15 protein-coding genes are annotated in these 25,651 nt (G+C 43.3%); 1 reads left to right on the top strand and 14 read right to left on the bottom strand.

Translation table 11 applies throughout. From position 1 onward, the window contains the following. Window positions 1–30: 30 nt before the first annotated feature. Window positions 31–876: a CvfB family protein gene (locus BUC20_RS25405; protein ID WP_073234763.1), complete on the top strand. Its 846-nt coding sequence runs from the start codon at window positions 31–33 to the stop codon at window positions 874–876. Window positions 877–1,012: 136 nt separating this feature from the next. On the opposite strand, the gene BUC20_RS25400 is transcribed toward BUC20_RS25405, so the two are convergent. The 14 genes from BUC20_RS25400 to BUC20_RS25340 form a co-directional block, all read right to left on the bottom strand. Beyond that, complete coding sequence (locus BUC20_RS25400; protein WP_073234760.1) at window positions 1,013–2,230, bottom strand: PepSY-associated TM helix domain-containing protein; 1,218 nt, start codon at window positions 2,228–2,230, stop codon at window positions 1,013–1,015. Further along, window positions 2,230–4,629 carry a TonB-dependent receptor gene (locus tag BUC20_RS25395; RefSeq protein WP_073234757.1) on the bottom strand — a complete coding sequence of 800 codons (2,400 nt, stop codon included), beginning with the start codon at window positions 4,627–4,629 and terminating at the stop codon, window positions 2,230–2,232. The genes BUC20_RS25400 and BUC20_RS25395 overlap by 1 nt, the downstream gene beginning before the upstream one ends. A gap of 350 nt (window positions 4,630–4,979) precedes the next feature. Next, on the bottom strand, window positions 4,980–7,046 hold the full coding sequence (locus BUC20_RS25390; RefSeq protein ID WP_234994600.1) for a glucosidase family protein: 2,067 nt from the start codon (window positions 7,044–7,046) through the stop codon (window positions 4,980–4,982). A 97-nt stretch (window positions 7,047–7,143) separates the two neighbouring features. Next, a complete protein-coding gene (locus tag BUC20_RS25385; RefSeq protein ID WP_073234754.1) occupies window positions 7,144–8,160 on the bottom strand; it encodes a substrate-binding domain-containing protein in 1,017 nt (338 codons plus the stop codon). 233 nt (window positions 8,161–8,393) lie between these two features. Then, the gene (locus BUC20_RS25380; protein ID WP_073234752.1) at window positions 8,394–10,016 is read right to left on the bottom strand and encodes a RagB/SusD family nutrient uptake outer membrane protein; all 1,623 of its coding nucleotides are present in this window, start codon (window positions 10,014–10,016) and stop codon (window positions 8,394–8,396) included. 165 nt (window positions 10,017–10,181) lie between these two features. Continuing rightward, window positions 10,182–13,289 carry a SusC/RagA family TonB-linked outer membrane protein gene (locus BUC20_RS25375; RefSeq protein WP_073235670.1) on the bottom strand — a complete coding sequence of 1,036 codons (3,108 nt, stop codon included), beginning with the start codon at window positions 13,287–13,289 and terminating at the stop codon, window positions 10,182–10,184. 226 nt (window positions 13,290–13,515) lie between these two features. Beyond that, window positions 13,516–14,607: a group II intron reverse transcriptase/maturase gene (gene ltrA / locus BUC20_RS25370; protein ID WP_200801030.1), complete on the bottom strand. Its 1,092-nt coding sequence runs from the start codon at window positions 14,605–14,607 to the stop codon at window positions 13,516–13,518. Then, on the bottom strand, window positions 14,573–14,782 hold the full coding sequence (locus BUC20_RS34125; RefSeq protein WP_200801023.1) for a hypothetical protein: 210 nt from the start codon (window positions 14,780–14,782) through the stop codon (window positions 14,573–14,575). The genes ltrA and BUC20_RS34125 overlap by 35 nt, the downstream gene beginning before the upstream one ends. 737 nt (window positions 14,783–15,519) lie before the next feature. Then, complete coding sequence (locus tag BUC20_RS25365) at window positions 15,520–16,188, bottom strand: superoxide dismutase (protein ID WP_073234748.1); 669 nt, start codon at window positions 16,186–16,188, stop codon at window positions 15,520–15,522. Between the two features lie 85 nt (window positions 16,189–16,273). Continuing rightward, a complete protein-coding gene (locus BUC20_RS25360; RefSeq protein ID WP_073234745.1) occupies window positions 16,274–18,889 on the bottom strand; it encodes a BamA/TamA family outer membrane protein in 2,616 nt (871 codons plus the stop codon). Window positions 18,890–18,897: 8 nt separating this feature from the next. Beyond that, window positions 18,898–21,258 carry a GAF domain-containing protein gene (locus BUC20_RS25355; RefSeq protein ID WP_073234741.1) on the bottom strand — a complete coding sequence of 787 codons (2,361 nt, stop codon included), beginning with the start codon at window positions 21,256–21,258 and terminating at the stop codon, window positions 18,898–18,900. Window positions 21,259–21,283: 25 nt separating this feature from the next. Next, window positions 21,284–22,162 (bottom strand): SdiA-regulated domain-containing protein, encoded by an 879-nt coding sequence (locus BUC20_RS25350; RefSeq protein WP_073234738.1) that lies wholly within the window; start codon window positions 22,160–22,162, stop codon window positions 21,284–21,286. A gap of 12 nt (window positions 22,163–22,174) precedes the next feature. After that, window positions 22,175–24,169, bottom strand: coding sequence for a polyphosphate kinase 1 (gene ppk1 / locus BUC20_RS25345; protein ID WP_073234735.1), 1,995 nt, complete (start codon window positions 24,167–24,169; stop codon window positions 22,175–22,177). A gap of 1 nt (window position 24,170) precedes the next feature. Further along, entirely contained in the window at window positions 24,171–25,400 is a 1,230-nt protein-coding gene (locus BUC20_RS25340) for a Pycsar system effector family protein (protein WP_073234733.1), read from the bottom strand. Window positions 25,401–25,651: the final 251 nt, after the last annotated feature.

Genomic DNA, 25,651 nt, shown 5'->3' with positions numbered 1-25,651 from the left:
CGTTACCTTTGCAAAAATGCCCGCAAGAACATGATAGAAATAGGAAGATATAACGATCTGAGAATTATAAATAAAACCGAAAACGGCCTCATCCTCACTGAAGGCGAAAACGAAGTGCTGCTCCCTTATGTAGATGTCCCTAAAAACATCGAAATCGGAGAGAACATCAACGTTTTCGTATATATGCACAAAGACGGCAGACTAATGGGAACCAGCAAAAGACCACATGCCTGTGTTGGTGATTTCGCCTATTTGACCGTTGTAGCTGATGGTGAAGATGGTGTATTTATGGATCTTGGCATCGACAAAGACATCTATGTTCCTCAGCGTGAGCAGAAACGCCCGATGTTTAAAGGCGACAGCCACGTGGTTTACGTTTACCTGGACGAAAGCAATGACCGTATGGTAGCTTCTTCACGCCTGACCAATTACGTGGAAGATCAGGACATTGACCTTGAAGAAGGAGATGAAGTGAGCTTATTGATCGTAGACCGTTCAGACCTGGGTTATAATGCCATCGTCGACAATAAATACATCGGCCTTCTGTATACAAATGAACTATTCGATCAGCTAACGCCCGGAGAAATCAGAAAAGGATGGATCAAAAAGATACGTGTAGAAGGTAAAATCGACCTTAGCCTTCAACCCATGGGCTATGGGCATATCCTGGAAAATAAAGATGCGATCCTTGACGAATTAAAAGAAAACGGAGGGGTAATTGCCCTTGGTGATAAAAGTGCTCCTGATGAGATCTACGACCGCTTTAAAATCAGCAAAAGCGCGTTTAAAAAGGTAATTGGTGGATTATATAAAGACCGCTTAATCACAATCTCTGATTATGAAATCAAACTTTTCGTAGATAACGAAGCGGATTAAAAAGATCATCAGACCTGAATTAAGGTCTTTATCATAAGAAAGCCGGAAAACGTTAAAGTTTCCGGCTTTTTTTTATGATAGTGCATCAACTTGCTTTTAGCCTACCCGCTCCGTTTAGCACAACAGCTCCTGCTCACTAGTACACCAGCTCTTTCGCTGCTGGTTTAACTTTCGGTACAACAGGAACTGCTTTTTTCGTTGATTCCGGTACTTTTCCGGTCTTTTTCTTCTTTTTAAACTTTTTGCCATACCAAATGATAAATCCGGTAACCGGCAAACTTGCTGAGATCAAACTGGCAAGAAAAGCAAGAATCTTGGTGGGAATACCCCATATCGCACCAATATGCAGGTCGTAATTCATCCTCCTGAGCTTATCCGCCGCAGTGGCATCCTCATACTTTCCTGAAAAAGGAGAACCGTCTGTGATGGGCTTAAGACTCAGCTGATCAAAGTTATAGCGATTGGTTTTATACAGTGTGCCTGCCTTCAGGTAGACGACAAATCCAATGGCATCGGCAGGCTTTTCGGGCAGGGATACCAGTATATTCTCTGTTTTATCAGTGGCAACAATGCTGCTGTAAAGCCGGTCTATGTCTGTTGGTTTAAACGTTCCTGTGGCTGTGGTATCCGAGGTAGCCCGCTTAAATTCCTTCATAGACTTCCCTCCTGAGCTCAACCAATAGAGCGACTTACTATACCATTTATAGCTGTAAACGAGGCCTGTAAGAGAAATGATCAGTAAAACGAGAAAAGTATAGAAGCCCAGAACATTGTGCAGGTCGTAATTTTTCCGTTTAAAACTGGCATTCCACTTAATTTTAAAGCTCTTGTCACGGATGGACCTGATCCATTTCTTTGGCCACCATAAGATGATCCCGGAGAGGAGTAAGAGCACAAAAATCAACACCGCAGCGCCTACGATAGGCCTTCCGATAGGATAAGGAAGCCATAGGGCACGGTGCCCATTGAGGATAAAACGGAAAAAATCTGAATTGCTCTTTCTGTTTTTCTTTTCGGTATGGATTACTTTTCCGGTATATGGATCCATAAAAACCACTATACTCAGGCCCTTTTTACGGTTAAAATTACTGACGGTAACGGCTTCATCCTTTTGACCATACCTGATGGAATTGGGCTTTACCCCTCCCATCTGAGCCTGAGCGAGCGAAGACAATTGCGTAGGAAGCAGGAACGCCTGTTGCTGAGGTTTTACATATTGCCAGGGCTCATACAAGCTCCTGATTTCTTTTTCAAACACATAAATACAACCCGTAATGCTAACTATAAACACAATCAGGCCCGAACCGAGTCCGAGCCATAAGTGTAAAAAGGCATTGATCTTTTTAAAATTCATTACTTAAATTTATAGGTAGCCGTGATTCTTGCATTTCTTGGCATATCGTAAATCCATGTATAATACCCTGCCGGAGTTGCAGGTGCAGTTCCCTGGGTAAATAACTTACGGTCAAGCAGGTTATTGACAACAGCAGAAATGTTAAACTTTCCTTTTGAATAAGAAAGACCGGCATCAAAACGGATATAATCTGGAAGATTCGGCTCGGTAAATCCGGTTCCTGCAACACGCTTACCCTGATACTGATAACCACCAGACAATCCGAAACCATTCAACAATGCCCCCTGCTTTTTAAAGCTGTAAGACAACCATCCATTAGAAATGTGCTTCGCCGCATTGGCCACAAAAGTCCCTTTAAGGTTCTTGTTCGCCGACTCGCCTTTAGTCACCTTAGGATCTGTATAGGCATAATTTAAAGTCACATTCAAACCTTCAACAATCTCTCCCACCAGGTCAAACTCCAGACCTTTTGACTGGATTTCTCCCAATTGTACTCTCCAGTTTTGCGGATCGTTCGGATATCTTGGATCCTGCGTCAACACATTCTCCTTAACGATTCTGAAAGCGGTAAGGGAAGTATTCCATTTTCCATCAAACCAATCTTTTTTAACACCGATCTCCATATTGTTCCCCCTGACCGGCTTAAATACATTTCCTTCTTTATCAGCCCCGGATTGAGGTAGAAAACTTTGATCGTAAAGGGTATAAACGGACAGGTCTTTAGTGATAGAATAACTCAGACCAACCCTCGGAGAAAACACATTATCAGAGACCTGTAAAGCATTTGTTTTTCCCACGGTAACAGCATGGGTAAACCTCCCTGCAAGGGTCAGACGCAACTTTTCTTCTAAAAAGCGAAGTTCATCCTGAAGATAAACTCCGGTATAGGTCTGATTGGTCGCATATACATTGGCCCCGGAACGCACCTGTATGCTCCTTGACCTGTCAAGCACAGGAATATTTGCTGCAGGTATTCCATAAACAGGGTTGTAAATATTAAATGGGGCATTCCCAGCCAATTGAAGATCAGGCGTTCCTGAGCTGGAGAAATCACCCCAGGTCTTCAGGTTACCCATATCCAATCCTGCTAAGATCCGGTGTACAACCTGTCCGGTTTTCAATTCTCCCAGCAAACTTAGCTGTGCATTCTTATTGATGGCCAGTTCATCACCGATATTGTAGTATCTTCTCATGTTTCCGGCATCATCCAATGAAGAAAGCCAGACAGATCCACCTTTCAATGAGTAATTCAGATAACCGAGCTGTGCATTAAAAGTCCAGTCTTTGTTTAATTTATGATTCAGGTAAAGGGTAATGTTATGGTCATTTAGTTTTTGGGGATCCAATGCAGGATCACCCAGGAAAAAGCTTGGCGGAATATCTCCAAATCCCTTTTTAGAAAAACCATAATTCCCCAATGCCTGTGCTTCTACGTGCTGATGTGTGTATTCGGCCGTAAATTTAGTGTTGCTGTCGATCTGGTAACTGATCACTGGTGCAATCACATATTTATCATTGTAATTGTATTTGTTAAAACTCCCTTTTGTCTGTGCCGCTACATTGAGACGGAACAACAATTTGCCATCTGAACTGAGCTTGGTATCCAGATCTACCGCAGCACGGGCAAGGTCATAACCGCCTGCACCAATACTCACGGCACTATTATTCTGTCCGGTAGGCTTCTTGGTTACGATATTGTATATACCTCCGGGTTCGCCCATGGCCATCATAAAACTAGCCGGGCCTTTCACAAACTCAATGCGGTCTATTGTGGCAATATCATCAGCCAATGGACCCCATGGAGTCTTCATATTCATGCCGTTACGAAAAGCAGGAATGCTGGTCCCACGCATAAAAATGTTCGCATATTGTGCATCCCAATGGCCTACCCTTAGCGCCCCACTGACATTCCTGGTCACGCCATCCACGATGTCAAAAGCCACCTGATCCGCCATCAGCTGGTTGGTAACGACCCGGATATTTTGTGGCAATTCCAGCAATGGGGTTTGTAAACGCAGTGAAGAAGATACTTTATCTACTTTAAACTTCTTTTTATGGCCTGAGATCTGAACATCATCCAACTGAGAATGGTTCTCTCTCAGTGAGAAATCTGCGATCACACTTGATTTTCCGGTCACCATCACCTGCTTTTCTTTCGTAAAAAGCCCCACTCCGGAAACCACAATGGTATACTCCCCTACAGGAACTTTCCGTATGTGATATTCACCATCTTCATCACTAATTCCTCCCAGTGAGGTCCCCTTCAATTGCACAGAGATGTTGCTGGCTACGCGTCCATCTGCTGTGGTGATCCGTCCTTTAATACTGCTGGTCTGCTGAGCAAACGCGCTATAACTTAGTAAAACAAAAAATAAAAGATTGAGTAAGAGTCTTCGCATGTATTATACTTATTAAGATTAATTATAAACAAAGCGCAAAGAAAGCTAAATGTGCTTTACCATCCTAATAATATTTTAAAAACCTTTTAGCTCTTTAACCAAATACTCATCAACTAAAAAAGCTGAGCAATGCTCAGCCTTTTTAGTTTTTTCTTCAATTGCCCCCCTCTCAGGTTTGGCGCGAGAAAAAATATGCGTTCTGTGAGCAGACCTCGAAATATTTGCCCTTCTTCAGGGCAAGGATTTCAGTCTGCGAACAGACATGCTTATTTTTTCGCTTCAATAAACCTTCTCTCTACCCCTCCTTTTATTCTGCGAAAAGCTTATCCGCTGAACAAGTACCAGGCATATTAAAGCTTAACTAAAGCCGTAGCACCACTTTTAAGCAGGTATTGCCTGATTTTCCTCCCTTTCTTTATTTTAATTTTCAACTGGTTACTGCCCGATCTGGAAACCTCCATATCAAAAGTATTTCCAAAAGAGTGGATGTTACGCAGAGCCATTTCATTCCATCCTTCAGGAAGTCTTGGGGTACAGCTAAAGCGGTCAAAACCTATAGGACGCATCCCAAAAAGACCTTCCGTAAACACCCGGCAATACAATCCACTTTCTGCTGACAAGTGCCGCTGTCCTCCTTCCGGAAAAGCCTCTACGGGATAAGGAACATGCTCTCCCAACAACCTTCTTTTAGAATAGTATCTAAGATAAAGCATGGCATTTTCCGTATCTCCTGCCTCCAGGATACCTTTTAAAGCATATAGTGTAGACCGATCCCAGAACGTTTTATCTCCTGCCTGGGTCAATAAACCATCTGCGGTAAATAACTTTGGAGAAAATAAGGCTTGTATGGTCCCTGCCTTCCTTTCCTCAATGCCAACGGTTAATGGCATACAGATCCAGGACCGCAATACTTCATTGCCATCATAATACCGATAGGTCTCAAAACCGTCAATAGTAGCGGAAAAATAATGGTCTATAGCCGCTCTTAGTAATTTTGCCTGCTGGGTATACTCCTCAGCAGCAGCTGCAGGTTCCCCCAAAAGCCGGCTTAGTTTTTCGGCGGAAATCAAGGCATCATAATACAAACAACTGGTAGACAAGTTGGCTTTACCTGCCGGAAAACGTCCCTCCAGCTCATCACTCTGCGAGGCAACCACTCCTTCAGGGTTTAACTTTCTTCCGGAATACTCCAGACACCATTTAATCAGAGGCCATAATTTGCGTGCAGAATCAATATTTCCATTGGCAAGTGCATAGCGGGATGCCCCATAGGCAATCATGGCCTGATCACCACGGTCGCCGGCACCGTTCCAAAAGCCATCACCTTCGGCAATAATTGAACTGGGAATGGGCTTATATTCAGGATTCATATAGGTTGCAAACATCCGATAAGCATTCATGGCGGATTGATTTCCCAGCTCATCACCTAAAAAGGCAAAAAATGGGTTTACATACTCTGCCTGGTCATTTGCCCAGATGGCTGCGTAATAGGAAAGCCCACCAGGACCATGCATCGGCCCTCTTTTGGTCTTAAAGATGCTTTCAGTTGCCCGGATCTTTGCAAAGGCAAAAGCAGCATTCAAGACCGGATCAGGTGTCATCAATTGCAGTTTTCCGGAGATCTCCCCAATACGCTTGCGACGGGCGGCAGTCTCCCCAATGACATCTGCATCCATCACATCGGCAGCGTTAAATACGGCCTGATAAGTGATGGAAAAAGTAAGAGAATCGCCGGGCTTCACCATAGAATGACCTCCCCCTGCAGATTTTAAAATCAGGTGTTGCGGCCTCAAATGGCTTCTTGGGGTATCGATCAAAATGTCCCTGAACTGATGGTCCATTGAAATTTTAACTGGCTTATCACTCTGATTTACAAAGACCATTTTCTCTACCGCCATGGCCTTATCAACTGATGGAAACAGTGTCCTTTTCAGGCTCACCTGCCCTTTCGCTCCTATTTTACTCTCGAATTCCATCATTCCATTGAACCGGATCATGCTCATCGTTTCAGAAAATCCCTTGAGCTGCCGCCCGTTAAAGACCTCATCCTTCATCGGTTTTCCATCCACAAAAACCTGGGGAAGTTCTTCTGTTCTGATCGTCTGCATCAGGCTGGAATGGGTATCATTGGGTTTCATCCTGAAGCCAGGAAAAACCACTGTCCGTTTTAAACGGATTCTTTTTTCTGCATCCACGCCGTATTGGAGCCAGAGCGACACCTGTTGTCCACTCATCTCAATATGGTCGTCATGGGGCAAACGATCCTTAATTTCCCAAAAAATGCTTCCATCTTTTGCCATCTGCCAACGGTCTGTCTGCACCGGGAGGTTCAGCTGCTGGCCAAAGACCAAATTCTGTAAGGGGAACAATAGGGATATGATTAAACCTATCTTCAACACCTTTAGTTTAGCTTTCATAATTTCAATATTAATGGTTGATAAACCAGCCATAAAAATGGCATAACTGTAGCTGTGCAATAGTGTTAACCATCGCTTTTAACTAAGAATGAAATGGTTAAAGAGAGCTGCGTCTTTTCAAAACCGTAGGAATCACTTCCTGAATTTTCTCCTGACCAAGTACAAATTGTGCTGCTTTTTGCGCCATGAGCTGGAAATCTGTAGAATAGGTCGTGATGCCATCACAAATGAATTCCTTTATCGGATCATCATCCTGTGAAAGAATCCCTACTTCTTCACCGGGCTTAATGCCTTGTGTAGTACAGTCTTTCAGCATCGTCCACAGCTGCCTGTCATTACAAATGAAATAGACTTTCCCCTTTTCTACGGAACCGGGGAGATATTCTTTTTTCACCTGATATTTGATGTCATGGTCTTTTACAAACCTTTTGAAGGCCTTCATAATTTCAACAGGCAGGTCTGAATTGGGCCTGGAAAAGAAAATCATCTCTTCAAAGCTTCTGATTCTATCCAGCAGTTCTACAAATACCTGGTAACTAGAGGCTTCAAATTCCTGTGTGACATAAGAAAAATCACCTGCAACAGGCTCAAAACGGTCAATCATTAGAAATTTATGAACAGGAAGGACTTTCAGAATCCCGGCAGTTCTGGGATGAGGCATTGGGGTAACGACATACATGCCATACTTCCCGCTGATGTTATTGATGATGCTTTCAAAGGTGTCGATGTTCTGATGGTGAAAGAACACATCTACCTGAACATCTGGCACTAAAAGATCTCTAAAGGCATTATAAAAGGTTTCCTGAATGGAGTCAAAGGCGTATAAAATCAGGGCCACCTTTACGGGCTGTCCGGTGTCTATATTGGAAATATAATAGCCCATTCCCCTTTTAGACTCAATAATCCCTCGTTCAATCAGCTCTTTGTACCCTTTTACAATGGTTTCTCTTGCAAATCCAGTTTCTCTGATCATGACATTTACCGAAGGAAGCTGATCTCCCTTTACGAGAATTTTTGCATCAATTGAGTTAATAAAGCCCTGAACCAGTTGTTCATGTTTAGAATAACCCGGAATTACTTCCAGTTCTTGTATTTTCTCAAAAACATTCCTCATATTTCTTATCTAATGGCTGGTCTTTTCTTAAAAATTACCTGTTTTATCTTCAGTAACAGCCCGTCCTTTCTTACCTGACGGCCCATTTTTTCTTATCTAACAGATACCTTGAAGATCAGCAAAACAAATTTAACATTCCAATTCTTAAAAACCGTACAGCATTCGCACACTGTACGGTTTTTCTTTTGATCATTGTACGGGTTCCTATCGGATGGAGCACAACTTTCTTTTGATTAATATCCCGGATTCTGGGTCAATAGTTTATTCTTTTGCATTTCATAGTTAGGAATGGGGAATAAGTAATGGGCTTCCAGGAACTTCCTTGGCTGTAAACTGAAATAATCATAGCTAAAAGAACCATTCTGATTTTTAGTGATATTTACACCACGAAGTGGCTTATTTTCAGTCTGCATTGCGATTTTCCACCTGCGTACATCATAAAAACGATGACTTTCGAAACACAGTTCAATTTTCCGCTCATGCCTGATGGCTTCTGAAAGGGCTGTGGAACCGGCAGTTACCGGAGGCATATTTACCGAAGGCCTGCTGCGCACAAGGTTCAGATATGTTCTTGCTTCCGGTTCGTTTCCCAGCTCATACTGTGCTTCTGCATAATTCAGATAGATTTCTGCCAGGCGGAAGATCACCCAGTTCTGGTTACTTCCCGAAGCATCCATATCATGTGATTCATCGGCATATTTACGCCAGTTATAGCCCGTCAGACTGGCATTCCAGTTTTCTACCGGACTTTGAGGACTGTCCAATCCGCCTTTAAAGTACTCCGCATTCCTGCCTTTAAAAGGTGTTCCATTATAAATAATGGTCGCATTAAAACGGGGATCACGGTTTAAATAAGGATTAGAAGGGTCATATCCGGATGCCGGATCACTGATCATCTTTCCGTTTTTCATTTCAAAATCATCTACCAGATTCTGTGAAGGGGCATAAACCGACCAGCCATGGTATCCATTTGGTGCAATCATGACATCCAGTGAGGATTCCCAATCCGTTCCATTCATACCATAAGACAGGATGATCTCGCGGTTAAACTTTTCCAGAAACAACTGTTTGTAGTCTGCACCCTGGTAGAGCATAAATCCGGGAGCATTCAGCATGGCTTTAGCTGCATCTGCTGCTGCCTGCCACTTTCCCCGGTTGTTTGAAGGATTATTCAATGGACTTGCCGCATATAATAAAGCTCTGGATTTCAATGCCAGAACGGCTCCTTTGGTGATCCTGCCCAGATCTGTTCCGCTATAGCTCTCCGGTAACAGGGGTATGGCATCATCCAATTCCTTTATCACGAAAGCCAGACATTCTTCATATGAATTTCTCGCCGACAAAAAATCAGGATCTGAAAGGGTATACACTTTCGTGATGAGTGGTACCCCTCCATAGCGGGAGATGAGGTTAAAATAACACCAGGCCCGGATAAACTTCATCTCACCTGTCATTCTTTTTTTGATGCCCTCCTCTCCTTTTACGGATGTTATCTTTTGAAAAAAGTAATTGCAGTCCCTGATAAAGCCATAATCGGCCGTCCAGCTGTCCATAGAAAGGTTATCCGCAGTTACCTCCCCCTTATTCCATAAAAAGACACCTTCATAGTTAAATTTAGAATAGCCTTCGTCGGATGCTGCGGATAAACCTGGTCCGTTTACTGCTGCATCCCAGTTATAAAAGTGTGGTAAAGCGCGGTATTTGGAGTTGATAAAGGTCTGTATGAGGCTCATATCGGTCCAGACATCCTCTTCTGAATAGGAATCCAAGGGCTTTCTTTCCAGAAAATCCTTTTTGCAGGAGCTGATGCTCAGCAAAAGCAATAGTGCTAAAAAGTATATAGATATAGGTTTCATTAGTATATAATTTGAATATTTTCGTTTTTTTCTATTGATTCCCAATGGTTCTCAAGAGCTCATAAACCAGGTTTATCGGTTATGAAGCTACCATCAGCATAGGATTAATTGATTTGTAAGCGGTATGCTTATCGGGTCTCATTTTCTTTATTTTTTCATTTAAGATTAAAGAGAAATATTGACTCCGGCATTCATGATCCGGACCTGAGGGTAATAACTTCCGGTTACGGCATTCAACTTAGGATCATAATACTTCGTTCCGGTGACCGCACTCAGCTCAGGATCATAATCCTTAATCTTACTGAATACCAGTAAATTACTGCCATTCACAAAAACACGCAGGTGTTGCAGTTTTAATCTGGAGAGCGTGCTCTTAGGGAAAGTGTAAGAGAGTTCGACGTTTTTAAGCCTTAAAAATGCCGCACTGCGCAACCAGAAATCGGAATACCTGTTATTAATGGCATCATTCCGATCAAATGAGGATGGATATTTCCCTTCAGGATTATTGACTGTCCACCGGTCTTCAAACAGCCATACCGGAGGGGTAATCGCATTTCCCTGTTGTGGTAAAATCAGTTGTCTGGCTTTTCCCTGCCCTTGTAAAAGGATATCCAATCCAAAACCTTTATACTGAAAACCGGCAGTCAGCGCAAATACACTGCCGGGTGTTGGGCTTTCAAATATGCGAACGCGGTCATCTGAAGTAATTTTCTGATCTCCGTTGATGTCCTGATAACGAATATCACCGGGTTTAGTGCCCGCCAAATGCACAGAATTATCAATTTCCGCCTGTGTTTTGTAAATGCCCGCCGATTGATACACGAGCCAGGAATCCATAGCATGACCCTGAATTTTCTGCCATTCCGGAACATTGGCAGCCTCATCCATAAACACAACTTTGTTCTTCGTAAAAGTATAATTTCCCCCAAGCTGATAAGAAAAATCTTTATTGATGGCATGTCTGTACATCAGTTCCAGTTCAAAACCCTTGTTGTCTACTTTGCCAATATTTTCTGCCGGCAATTTACCGGTGAGCCCTGTACTGGATGGTACGGAAGCGTTACGGGCAATGAGAATATGGTTTCTTTTGGAAATAAAGTAGTCTGCATTAAAGCTCAGATCGCCATTCAGAAAGGTAGATTCTATCCCAATATTGGCATTATTGGCTACCTCCCAGGTGATTCCCGGATTTGGGGCCACTCCTGCCCTCAGGCCTTGCTGTTTCTCCCCATCCGGGCCAAAGTAAAAGCCTCCATCCAGAATATACTGCTGCAAGTTCTGATAAGGGTCGATTTTATCATTTCCAAGTTTGCCCCATGAAGCCTTAAGTTTCAATTGATTCATAAAAGGAACCTTCTGCTTAAAGAAATCCTCTTCAGATATCCTCCATCCCAGAGAAAGCCCCGGAAAAGTACCCCATTGTTTGCCCTTAGGAAAGTTAAAGGAACCATCATGCCTCAGAATGACCTCAGCCAGATAACGCTCTTTATAGCTGTAAGTTACACGGCCAAAAAAGTTTCTTCTTGCAGATTGCGAGGCCACACTTCCGTTATCTTTATCCTTATTTCCTCCGATAAATATCTGGTCAATCTTGCTGCTCAGGAAGCCTGTGCGGTAAGCATTGATTCCCTCATCATAGTTTTCGCTTTGCTCAAATGCGACAAAAGCCGTCAGCTGATGCGCCCCAAAAGTCCTTTCATAGCCCAATTTAAGGTTATACGTTTGCAGCTGATAATTTCTGAATTCTTCATTCAGGTTAATCGGCCCTTCAGTATTCTTCAGGTTGATATATTCCCCACTGGCTTTGTCATACCGATAAGCATCCCAATTGTCGTACAGCTTTTTGCCAGTACGGAAGCGGAAGTCAAAAGCTGCAAGTCCGGAAAGGTATAATCCCTTAGTAATATAGGGCAGTTTAAGGTTAAATGAAGCATCCGAAAGCAGGGAATAGTCCTTAACCTTATTGTACCCTGTAGCTCCTGAAGCCATCAATACAGGGTTTCGTCCACCGGCAAGCCCCGGACCGGGAAGTCCATTTGGATAATAAGCGGGTAAAGTCGGATATGCAGAAAGCACTTCCGCAAAAATAGACCCACTGCTGTAGTTTGAATAACGCCTGTCCTCGATCCTGCCAGAAACATTCAAAGACAGCTTCAGGTTATCGCTCACCTGAGAACTGACATTGGAACGAAGGTTGTATTGCTTGTATTTGGTAGCCGATTTATGAAAGATCCCATCCTGATTTAAGTACTCGCCAGAAATAAAGTGGTCAATCTTTTCGGTCCCTCCACTCAGACTTATGGCATGGCGATACTGTGGAGAAAGGTCTTTCAGCACCGCATCATACCAGTCTGTATTCGGAAAATTCAGGGGATCAGTTCCATCTTTGTACTTCTGTACATCTGCATCTGAGTACTGATGTGGCTGCCCCAGACGGTCATTTACCTCATTGATATAGGTTGCGTACTGTCCGGCATCTACCAATTTCGGCAATAATGTAGGCTGAGTAAGGCCATAACTTCCATTGTAGGTAATCACCGGCTTTCCTGTTTTTCCTCTCTTAGTCGTAATTAAGATGACCCCATTTGCTGCCTGAGCACCATATATTGCAGCAGAAGCATCCTTCAAAACGGTAATACTTTCCACATCATCCGGATTTACCCTTTCAAAAGCCCCCCTATTGGCTACCCCATCAATCACAATGAGCGGACTATTGTCGTTCAGGGTTCCTTTACCACGGATCAATAATGTAGAAAAGTCGTTCCCCGGTTCTCCTGAACGGTTGGAAACAATCACTCCCGGAACGCGCCCTGCAATCGCATTGCTCAGGTTTGCAGCTGGGCTCTGCCTCAAAACATCACCTTTTATCGTCGCCACAGATCCGGTAACCGTTACCTTTTTCTGCACGCCGTATCCCACCACCACAATCTCCTCCAGCACCTTTTGATCCACCTGAAGCTGAACATCAACTTTTGAATCTCCATTTACAGCAACTTCTTTTGTCATATACCCCGTATATGAAAACACCAATATCCCCTTCCCGGAAATACCGATACTGTAATTACCCGATCCATCGGAAGAAACAGCAAGTCCTGTTCCTTTAACTGTAACCGAAACTCCTGGCAGGCCCCCGCCTGTTTCGTCCGTTACTTTACCCGTTACCCTTTCCGTTGTTTTTACCACAGACTGGGCATAAACTGTATTAAATACACCCATCTGCCCTCCACATACAGAAAACAGCATTAATACCTTAAGGGTCATTTTTAATTTCATACGCATTTTGATTAGTTGGTTTGGTTTATATTTTGGTTGAAACTTACAGTACAGTACTATTCTATACTGTTCTAGTTTAATACAAACATATGAACATTTTCCACCTATCCAAAATTTATTTAAGCGCCCTTAACCTAAAAACCAACGATCGAGTAGGAAGGTAATCATTAGTTGATTACCTGTCCCCTCCCACCACCGTACGTGCCGTTCGGCATACGGCGGTTCATTAAACATTAACAGTATTTAGGGCTACTATTTCTTTTAGACATAGTAGCCCTTCTTTCTTTAGAAATGCATTATTGAGCGTTCGAAGTAAGATTGGGCTGTGCACCGCTCTCCAGTGACCTTTTCGGGTATTACCCCATTGGTAAGCTTGATAAGATTTGACCCCAAGCTTCTCCAACTGACGCACTCTTGTCCGGGGCTTTTTCCACTGTATCCAGTAACATAACCTTACACGACTCCGTACCCATTCATCAAGTTCACTAAACACCGATTTGGCTTCACTCAGTTTGAAGTAATTTCCCCAGCCCTGATTGAGTTGCCTGATCTGTATCATTCGCTCTTCAATAGCGTAAGGTTTGCTTCGACAAGTAATTGCCCTGATTTTATCCTTATAGGTGCAGATGCTTCTACGGTGTACCGTTATACCTTTACACCCTTTCTTGTGATAAAATGTGAAGCCCAATAATTTGGTGAGCCATGGCCGGGTGACCACGCTCTTCGCTACGTTCACTTTGAGTTTCAGTTCCTTTTCAATATAAGCACTAATACTTTCCATGACACGTTCTCCTGCACGTTTACTCTTCACGTAAATACTACAATCATCAGCGTAACGAATGAAACGATGCCCACGCCTTTCCAATTCCTTATCCAGTTTATCCAGCATAATATTGGACAGTAGTGGACTAAGCGGCCCTCCTTGTGGAACTCCTTGCTTACAGCCAGTCTCATCTCCCTGCTCATGAATCTTGGCTCGAAGGATACTATGGATGAGTTTCAATAAGCGTTTATCCTGTACCTTCCGGCTCAATTCATTCATTAGGTAGTCATGATTTACCCGGTCAAAGAACTGTTCCAGATCCAGATCTACAACATGACTGTACCCGGCATTAATATACTCCTTAGCCTTTTCTAAAGCCTGATGGGCGTTCTTTTCTGCCCGGAAGCCATAACTGTTTGCTGAAAATTCGGGATCATAGATACTAGTTAGGATCTGTGAAATGGCCTGTTGGATCATCCTGTCCATGTAGGTAGGGATACCTAACAAACGAACACCCCCATTAGCTTTGGGGATTTTCACCCGTTTTACTGCCATGGGACGGTATTCTCCTTTTTTCCAGCCGGATTTTGATCAGTGGCCATTTCGTCTTGACCTCACTGGCAAAGTCCAGCATCCCGATACCGTCTACACCGGCCGCGCCTTTGTTACCAACCACCCGCTCATAAGCCAGGTGCATGTTGCTTTTACTAATGATTTCTTCGAGTAGCATGTCGAATACATTTTTTTTTCCTACTGTTTCCTTGTTTTTCATCCTTCTTTCAGGAGACCGCTCAGCGCTCCCTGTTACCTTTCTGCTTCCAGCATATTCCTCACAAGGCAGCACTCCATTCAGAGTTTTCTGCTTTCTTTACGATCAACCCATTTCCAGTGTCCACTCGGACGTTTAATGTTCAGCCCTTCCCTAAAAAAAAAGGTACTATGGCTTCTGCTGACTTCTGATGAACCGGACATATATCACTACATATCCTTGTTCCTTCAAGAGGCGCTTCTCTCTCCGGCAACGATTGATCAGATCTCCCCGGGTAAGAACGCAAACTTTCTCTCCATCTACCTGTCAGATCTACAACAACATGTTTCGGGTAGTTTAGGGCTTCGTTTTGTATGGCAAACTCACCCACATGTCATTGCCTCATCTGCTTCCTGTTCGTCAGGCCAGAGATTTACCGCCGGCTTCCTTTAGATTCCTCCTCACGGAGGACACCCTTGCCTTAAGTTAACGCTTCCCACTACCAAGGTGCGTTCGGGACTTACACCCTAGAGTTTGCGCCCGTGCCGGGCGCACCATAAAAAAAACCGTATCATTTGAAAATGATACGGTTTTTTAAATCACTTTTTCAATAGCCCCCCTCTCAGGTTTGGCGCAAGAAAAAGTATGCGTTCTGTGAGCAGACCTCGAAATATTTGCCCTTCTTCAGGGCAAGGATTTCAGTCTGCGAACAGACATGCTTACTTTTTCGCTTCATTAAACCTTCTCTCTACCTCTGCCCAGTTCACCACAGTCCACCATGCATTGATATAATCCGGTCTTTTGTTCTGATATTTCAGGTAATAAGCATGCTCCCAAACATCCAGTGCCAGAATTGGTTTCCCTTTCTCTGCCACTACATCCATCAAAGGATTGTCTTGGTTTGCTGTAGTAGTGATCTTCAATTTTCCGTTCTGAACGATCAGCCATGCCCATCCTGAGCCAAATCTCTTAGCTGCTGAATCTGCAAAAGCGGCTTTAAACTTATCTATTGTACCAAAAGTACCATTGATTTCTTTCAAAAACGCAGGAGAAACCGGTTTAGGTTTCGGTGTCATGATCAACCAGAACATGCTATGGTTAAAATGTCCGCCTGCATTATTTCTAATCACAGCAGGATATTTAGAAACCTGCGCCAGCAGGTCAGCCAAAGACTTCCCTTCTGCTGAAGCGCCTTTCAAGGCTCCATTCAGGTTGCTTACATAGGCAGCATGGTGTTTACCGTAATGAATTTCCATGGTCTGCTTATCGATAGCGGGCTCCAGTGCATTGGTTGCATAAGGAAGTGTCGGCAATTTAAATTGTGCGCTTACCACTTGTGTGCTGAGCAACAATAAAGTAACGGGCAAAAAGCTTTTAAATACTCTCATTTGATGATATAATTTGTAACGTTATTTAGTAACAATAGAACGCTTTCGGGCGGACTTTGTTTCCCTTTGCTTTTATAATTTCGGGTTAAAAGTTAAAACCTATTGAGAAATAAGGCATTGTAGCCTCTTTAGAGAAACCCAGCGTCCCTTGAATCAGGATCTGATCACCTGGCATGATGTATAAACCACCGCCATAACCGTGGTGCCATCTGCCGCTGGATTCTCCTGGCTGCCATACCCTGCCTACATCATTAAAACCAATCATCCCCACTGTTCCGGGAACCAGATACGAGGTGAAGTTGAATAACTTCAGCCTTAAATCCAGGTTATGGTATGCTCCTGTGCGTCCGGTAAACCTTCGGCTATTGAAGCCGCGAAGGCTGTTTACACCCCCCAACTGAATGTGTTGAAAGAAGGCAGGATCACCTACTGTGGTTCCTCCACCGATCCTGTTGGCGATCACCAGTCCGGATTTCCAGGGATTGAGGTAAAAGCGGAACTCCGAAGTCACAATTCCATAGCGCTGATCTTCTCCTGAGACCCTCTGCTGGGCAGAGATGGTGGTTTTCCAGAAAACCCCTTTTTTAGGAATGGCGATGTTATCGCGGGTATCATAAGACCATCCTGCAGTTAAACCGGCATAGAACCGGTTAGAAAACACATCCTCTCCCGGATTTGCCTGGTCATAATCAAAGAGAAAGCGTTCTTCATTCCTTGAGCGGCTGCTTGTATAATACGATAATAACAAACCACCTTCCACACTCCAGAATTTGTCAAGGTCTCTTTTGAGCTTTATATTGGCATTCAGGTAATCATAACGATTTCTGTAGTAGGAAATTCCGTCTTCTTTATCGTTCTCTTCCTCCCCATGGTGATCTTCATCTTCTTTCACATAATCCGTATTGTTCCCTAAGCCAAAGAAGTTACTTAAGTTATTCGGCCCCAACATATTGACCGTCACTTTCAGGTCATTGTTACCGATTGCTTTCTTAAAATCACCTGCATAATCCAGGATAAAAGACTTTCTTCCGGTAGAGTAATGTGCCCAGAATTCCTGTTTTGACGCATAAGGTTCCTTTCTGAACCCTTGTTTTTCGATGATATAACCCAGTCCGATCTGTACGCCCTGGTCGATGTTATAGTTCAGGTCAAACAGCACCCCGGACCGGTCGTAGAGAAATCCTGTTTTATTAAACTGGTTCACAGCGGTATCTTTTGCCAGTCTCAGTTTAGCAAATCCATTCTGAGGGAGTTCATTTGTTTCGTCTTTACGGTCATAGATAAAGAGTCCTGATTTATTGCCGACATTATCTGCCACCTTAAACTGGTCTTCCTCATTACCACCAATCATCCGGACTTTAATCGGGGAATTTGTTTTGCCATGGACATCAAAAACATCCTTGCCACCCAATCCGAACAACCTGATTTCTTTGGTGACGAGCGGGTCAAAAGTACGGTCAAAGAACAGACGTCCTTTGGTGCCATCCTTCTTAATATTATATACATGCAGCCTTACTGTTCCATCTTCCTGATGTTTCACATCGAAGTATTCTGTCTTATCTGAGGCAGGAACGTCTACATTAATCGATAAGAACCTGTAGTATTTCAGGGCCAGTGTTTCGAGCTGATCTCTCCTTGAGGTAAAATTGCCAATCAGCTCAGCTCCACACTGTTTAAATATAGGATCCGGCATTTCGCGGAAGGATTTGGCGATCAGTTCATCCGTCATTTTAGACTGCACCAGTTTCACTTCATCTTTCCAATCCTGCTCGGTCAGTTCATTTAAAAAGAATCGGTCAAAATACCGTTCATTAAAGTTCCAGTGTTCTACATCCCTGATGGTTGGGGAATAAGGTTGTAAATGCGACTTTAACCATTGATGAGTAAGCACCCATGGAAATACCCCTGAAGTTTTATAAAACACTTTATCACGGTCTCTCGGGACCGGGCTATAGGTTGTCCCATCTTTGGTTTTCTCTACCGACCAGCGCCAGTTGTCTTCATGTCTGTCCCAATCTCCCAGCAGGAAATCCAGCAAACGTGCCCTGAGGGTCATTTTCTGGTCTGCACGGGTATCGTTATCTTTCAGAATTTTCTTCTGTGTTTTCTCTGTATTGTCCGTTTTCTCTTCAAATGGAGACCTTTCTTCAAATACATAGGCTGCATTTGCGAAGTCTTTACGGTATTCGCCTAATCCGGGATCATCCCCTACATAGACAATTTCAGGTTTTGCATGTGCCAGGTCCAGTGCTCCGGCCAGTGTCGGAACGATCAGGGAAGCAAAAGGGTGATTGGTAGACACCTGATCCTGAGTGATGTCTCTGGCAATAGTGGCCCTCAGGTTCTCCGGCAGGCTCCTGTCGGCATATTTCTGAACGGTTCTCAGCACCCATTCTTTCCCGGCAGCATCTTTAAGACGCAGGGACCGTGTCTGCATTCCTCCTCCCAGTTTAACGATCGTGAGTCCTCCTTTTTCTTTCTGAAGGTCCATGATGCGCAACTTGACAGGTGTGGCCCATATTTTACGGTAGCTTTCGCCCAGCCAGAAGCGGTGAAAGCCACTCACTTTATCATATTCAGGTGCAATTGCCACTGTAATTGAGTCCGCTTTACCCGCATTTTGTGCGATGCCAGGCGAAGCAATGGCTACAAGAGCCAGGTTTACTAATAATGCCGCTTGCAGCTCCTTTTTAAAACGCATGGTTGATGTTAATGTTTAAGCGTTACCCCTATTCTAAGGGCCTTTAATCCTTCTACTCCTTGTAATTCTTCAATATCAAGATACTCAAGATCGTCATTTAAAAGACCAATATCCTGAAGAGTTTTAATATATCCTACATAATCGTGCGCTTCCCAGCTGTTAAAGTATACAATTGCAATCTTTCCGGGTTGGGTTAAGCGCTCCATCGTATCTTTAATATGAGCTTTGTCAATCCTTTTCTTCACCATCTGGTAACGGATATTATAACTTCCTTCTACATCAAAACGTTGTTCATCAATTCTGAAACTGATGTCTATCAGTTTTTCATAGACAAAGATCAGCTGTGTTGTTTCGAGAGGCAGGGAAAAATAAGGCGCCAGACTAAAGGTCGTCTGTGCCACTTCTGCAAGGACTTTCAATTGTTTCAGGCGGAATTCGTGCAGGATATCCTCCGAAAACTCCTTATCTGGTGCAATAGAACGGCCAAGGTAAATGTCAAATTCCACCCCGTCTGTTCTGAATTTCTCAAAATAGCAAGGGTAAATGCGTTGAATTTCCCGGTTAAACTCATCCAGATGCCTGGTCACAGCCAGATTGATCATCTGAAGGCTTTTTTCGTAACGGTCTCTGTGCTCGTAGCTCTTCCCGTCAATCGCAGTGAGTCTGAAATACTCGTCTACGGTTTCGGTCAGCTCCGGATAGGTTTCCATTAAATGGGTCAGTGCGTATGGAATCTGGCGTTGCAGGTAGTCTTCTGTCTTTAAGATCTCACGGTCAGAAAGGTCTTCAAACTGTTCTTTATTCCAGATCTGATATTGTGGCGGAATGTCCTCATCGGGCATCTGGCAAACCTTTTCCTTCACTACATCCAGTGTTTTTTCCAGGATTTCGAAGTGTACATACAGGTCTTTTCTAACCGCCATATTACGGAGCACACTGGAATTCCTGATGTCTACCGCTCCATAAAAAGGGTGTACATCTTTAAAGAAAACAGGTTCTACGGGCAGGTTCCTTGCTTTACCTCCGGATTGCAGGTAATTGTAGGCCGCCTGATGGAAACGCCATTCTACAGAAGGCTGCAGGGCTGTGAATTTATCGGTTACAATTTCGGAGATCTCCTGATTGAAATCAGTAATGATGTCCTGATACAACTGTGCCAGTAATGGAAAGGCAAGGTCAATTTTTGTCAGGGTACTTCCATTAAACTTAGTTGGATCTTCGGTATACAATTCCAGGCATCCCACCAGTTTCGCATTGTAATATAAGGGAAAGAGGGCATAAGCCTTGATTCCCCTGGCCCAAAGGAGGCGGAGCATCGGGTATTTCTGCTGATCTTCTTCGGTAATTTCCGGAAAAATCATGGTCCTGGGATTGCTCAGGTATTCATCAATAAGGCTTAATTCATCTTCATACTTCCAGCCATCTTCTTCAGCCAGTTTGATCAATGTACTGTAAAACCCAGATTTTTCATTCACCAGGAGCTTATTGTTCAGCTTAGTATAAGGCAGCATTCCAAACTCCAGCTTTTCAGTCCCGACAAGGGTCTTTAAGGCAGTAGCAATTTCTTTACTATGGTTTACATTCTTCGACTCATGGTGTTCAATGATGATGTTTTTGATCGATTCCAGGACATACTCCCCCGTCACATCCACCATCGTGACAATAGAAATCCCTTCTATGCTAAAGATTTCCGGTGGAATCAACTTTGTTAAGATGTCTATCGTATTGTTTTCATCCTGAATATAGTCTTTCACGATATTGAGGTCGTATACCGGCATTTCCACCTTCGCGGTAATGTCCAGAAACCGGGTATCTATGATTAAACGATAATACTTAGGCAGTTTTGTTTCCGGATCGATGATCGATTTAACGGTAAACTCGTTTGCAGTGAGTGAGAAATTATAAAAGCGGCGGAGCACCAGGTTATAAAATGCGGACAGGAGGCTTTTTTCCATTTCCAGCTTTGAAGGCAGACTTAAATCCGCTTTCAGTGTGCAGGTAGAAGGCTCCATCAGGATATTATAAAAAGCATTTGTTCCATAATGAAAACAGGGCATCAAGGGTGTACTGATGGCCCATAAATGCTCTTTTTCTTCATTTATAATCGGCGACAATGCCGTGTAGATCAATTCAAAAAGCACATTATACCGATGGACATTTTCCATTGGTATCGGCTCCTGCAATTCAGGGAATTGCTTAAACTGTTCCAGAATGTATTTATAAAAATTGATTTTAGCAGTTTTATCCGTATTCGCCATGTTCTCCACATAGGCAATAAATGGCCTCAGCGACAGCTTTATATCTGCAACAACCGGTTTCTCTCCCGCTCCAACAATACTATTATTTAAATCCAGCGTGATCGCTTGCATCTGTTGTATTATTTATTTTTCCGTACTATTTACCCGCGGCCGTATATTTAAACTTGAGGATATTGCCATTGGTCAGCTCATCTCCCTCATTCGAAATATACAGGTTCAGGTCTTTGTCGAAGGCTATGCCCTCCGGTTGGTTATAAAGCGAAGAACTCAAACGGTGAACCGCTTTCACCTTCCAGTTTTCATCCGCAATCAATAGCAATTTATTGGCTGATGCCAGAATATACCATTCTTTGGTTTTCGGGTTTTTGGTGAGTGCAGATGGGCTTAAACTCGCTTTAAGCTTAGAATTCATCGTTTTGATCTGCTCCAGGTCTATACTGAAAGTGCTTTCAGGAACCAGGCTATCGATCTCAGACTGATAGTTGAGTACATATCCTGTTGTTGTTTTTTTCTTCTTATCTACCGGGCATGATTTACATAGTATATATACCTTACTCGTTTCTTCGTCGGCATATAAGCTTTCATACTCTCCTTTCGGAACCAATCCTTTGCTGTGTTTCACGTTTTCTGCCTCTTCTTTTACCGCTTCAGCAAAAGGGAAGGAGAAAAGATGTCCGTTACTTTTCAATACAAAGATCTTTTCTTTAAAGATGGCGATGTCTTCATAGTCACCTTTAGGGGCAAAACGCACATTCTTCTGATCTTTAATGTCCCATTTCTGACGGAATACTTTTCCATCTTCATCCTGAATAGAATAAATGGTATCGGGTTGTCCTTTGTAAAAGGCAATTCCAGAGATCTCCAACAGGCTTTCAGGCATGTTGAATTTATCAGGTTTCTCCAGATTATAACCGGCAGGGCTACTGAATTTAGAAGCTATAGGTTTGCAGGCATAAAAAACAAAAAGGGCCAGAACCGGAAGAATATAGAATAATTTAGTGTAGACTTTTTTCATAAAATACGTTCGTTAATTAGCATTGAACTTTTGTAACAACTGATAAATGGCTTCCTGAGAGCGCAAAGCAGGTGAACCATTGAGCTCTTCATTCTGCATGGTGGAACTGATGTTTACCGCCTGTACATTATCTTGAAGCTGCAAGGTAATAATTTCCATAATCAGACGTTTCAACTCAGCGTCATATAACGGAAAACACACCTCAATACGGCTATAAATGTTCCTGTTCATCCAGTCGGCCGAACCAAGAAAGGTATCATCCGCTCCTTTATTATGGAAGATAAAGATCCTTCCATGTTCCAGATAACGATCAACAATCCGCCTCACACTAATGTTTTCGCTTAATCCTTCCTGCCCTGGGATCAGACAGCAAATACCGCGGATGAGGAGTTGTATTTTTACCCCCGCCTGAGACGCTTCATATAATTTAGAGATGAGCACCTGTTCTTCCAGGTTGTTCATTTTGATGATGATCCCTGAAGGAAGCCCTTCCTTTGCATGGTCAATTTCTCTCTGGATCAGGTCCAGAAAGGTCTTTTGCAGGTTAAACTGCGCCACGAGCAGGTGTTCAAATGAGATCTGGTCCTCATCGGCAGGGCTTTTCTTTTTCTTGCTCAAAAAGCCAAACAAGGACTCCAGCTCCTGTAACATCGGTTGATGGGCAGTAAGCAGGATATGATCTGTATAGAATTTCGCGGTGCTTTCATTTAAGTTTCCTGTAGCCAGCAGGCCAAGGTATTGTGTTTCTCCTTCGATATTCCTTTTCACGAGGCCTACTTTGGCATGAACCTTCAGGTCCAGGTTGCTATAGACAATCCTTACTCCCGCAGCTTTCATCTGCTTGGCCCATTTGATGTTATTTGCTTCATCAAAACGTGCTTTCAGCTCTACCAACACCACGACTTTTCTGCCATTTTTCGCGGCAGTCATCAGGGCATTGACAATTCTGGAATTGCTGGCCACCCGGTAAAGGGTCACATAGATCTCCTCCACAGAAACATCGTTGCAAGCTTCATTGAAAAAGCGAAGAACGGCATCATAGTTCTGATAAGGCACATTGATCAGGATGTCTTTCTGCAGGATCTTGTTAAAAAGCGTATCGTTTTCGTCGATATGGATTGCTGTTGAAGCCGGCCATTTCGGGTAGCCAAACTGTTTATTGTCTAAAGGAAAACTATTGAGGTCTTTTAAATTATGGTATGTTCCACCTTCCACCACAGCTGCTTTATGCAGGTTCAGGGCATGAATTACACGATACAAATTTCTAAGTGGTATTCCCGGCTCATAAAGGAAACGGGTGGCAAAGCCAAAATCACGCACCTCGAGTTGTTTTTCCAGGGCAATAGTGATGTCTTCGGCATACTCCTGCCCTATTTTTAACGCCGCATTCCGGGTGATTTTGAGGTTAAAAGCACCATGAACCACATCATTCGGAAAGAGATAAGCGAGGTTATGTTTAATGATGTCTTCCAGAAATACCACATATTGCTCTTCTCCCAGCGGGATGGCATAGAGGCGTTGCAGGACTTCCGAAGGAATACTGATCAGCTCCAGACGTTCCTTCTCTTCTTTATCCCTTAATATAATGACCTGATATAGCTTATTGTTTTCGGCAAAGAAATCTGTCAGGTCCCGGTCGATACAAACCGAATGAATGTAGGCCAGCACTTCGTTAAAAAAGATGTCAGAGATCTGGGTAGAAATGACTGCCGGAATAGGTTTGTTGTATAACCAATGGACCTTTTGTGCTTCCAGCTCAGGCAGAATCTGCTGCACCATGATCTCCCCAAACTTCTGCTGCTGCAGGTTAACCCTGGTTTTCGCCAGTTCAAAGTCCCACATCAGCACAGGCATTCTCACTCTGTAAAATTCGTCCAGGTTGGAAGAATAAATTGAAAGGAATTTAATGCGCTCCAGAATAGGCACAGCAGGCCTAGAAGCTTCGATCAGCACACGCTCATTGAAGCTCAGCCAGCTTAAATCCCGGTTAAAAAAAGCAGGTTCCATATTATAAGGTAACCAGGAATGAAGCAAGAATAAAGGCCACTACCGAGATCACGATCCCAAACATAAATACGTTGTAAGCAATTCTTAACAAACGGTATTTACGGCCCAGGACTACCCCCTGCGAATAAAGATCCTTGATCAGACTTCCATAAAGGAAATCCCGGTCTTCCATCATTTTGATCATTCCTCCTTCATAATCAGGAAGGCTCATGCGGTAGAAGTTACCGAAGAACAACAGGTTTACCTTTTTATTGGTAATGTCTTGTGGCGTAAAAACGCCCTCCGGAATGGATGGACGTGTGGCAAGGATAGAAAAAACCATGGTCACCACGCAAATCACCAGAAGGATTAAGGTCGGGATAATCAGGTGCGGGTTATCTTCGAGCTTCCTCAGCAGGATACTCAGGATCACCGACAGGATGATAGAATTGGTAGAGATCATGATATGCGCCTTATTATCAGCCATATCACTGAGCCGCTGATGGTTGGTAGAAGTGATCCTGAACATGGTCTCAATTCCTCTTTCCGGTCGCTCGCTCTTTTTCTTTTTATCTTTTTTGATTTCCAGTGGTTCCGAAAATTGGGCAGATTCAGGAGATTTATGGTCTACAGGAACAATTGCGGTTTCTTTTTGTGCTTCCTGGGCTTTGTGTTCCAGTTCGGCCAGGTTCTCTGCTTTTTTTGCATTCAGCAGATTCTGACAATAAGAAGTATGGTAGTGGTGTGTTTTAAAGAGGGTAATGGTTTTCAGTCTCCATTCGTCTTTATCCAATGTCCTGGAGCAGAAAGCTTCGGCTTCCTTACGCATGAGTTTGTTTCTTTCTTTAAAGCTGTTGCTACCCAAATGATAAAGATCTGCATCACAAACGATTTGCTCTAAAAGGTCTTCCGGACTTTGGGGCATTTTGGTGGCCAGGATACAGTTAACAACCTTATCAATCACCTCCGAGCTTACCCCTTTTTCTTTCAGGAATTCTGTTGCCAGCCCCGCACCGCTCGCCTCATGATTCTGACAATCAAAAAAGTATCCCAGGTCATGGAACCAGCTTGCTGCAGTCACAATGAAGAAATCCTCGTCAGAAAGCCGATAGTGGTTGGCAATTTTCACTGCATTTTCGACCACCTGCTCGGTATGGTTTAGGTTATGATATATAAGTCTGGCATCGTTCTTCGCATGGAATACATTTGCTACATGCGACCTCAACTGGTCTAATATTTCCCTATAATTCATCTGGTATCCTGTTGTTTTTCTTTAGTAAATGTTGTTTTCAAGGGGCGTATAAAACCTTTTATACTCCCATTAAAGATATAAATATGGGAGTTTTAATTTTCATATTTAAAATTACTTTAAAAGATGTCATAACTTCTATTTTTCATCGGTCATCCATGATGGCTTCACCAGTTCCTGATTTGTATCAGGGCGGAACGTGACGCTCGTCATATTTATACTTAAAGGGAAGAGGGAACTTTGGAAATATCAAA

It is taken from the genome of Pedobacter caeni, from assembly GCF_900129215.1.
Lineage (GTDB): Bacteria > Bacteroidota > Bacteroidia > Sphingobacteriales > Sphingobacteriaceae > Pedobacter > Pedobacter caeni.
This window is presented reverse-complemented; position numbering and strand designations above follow the sequence as displayed.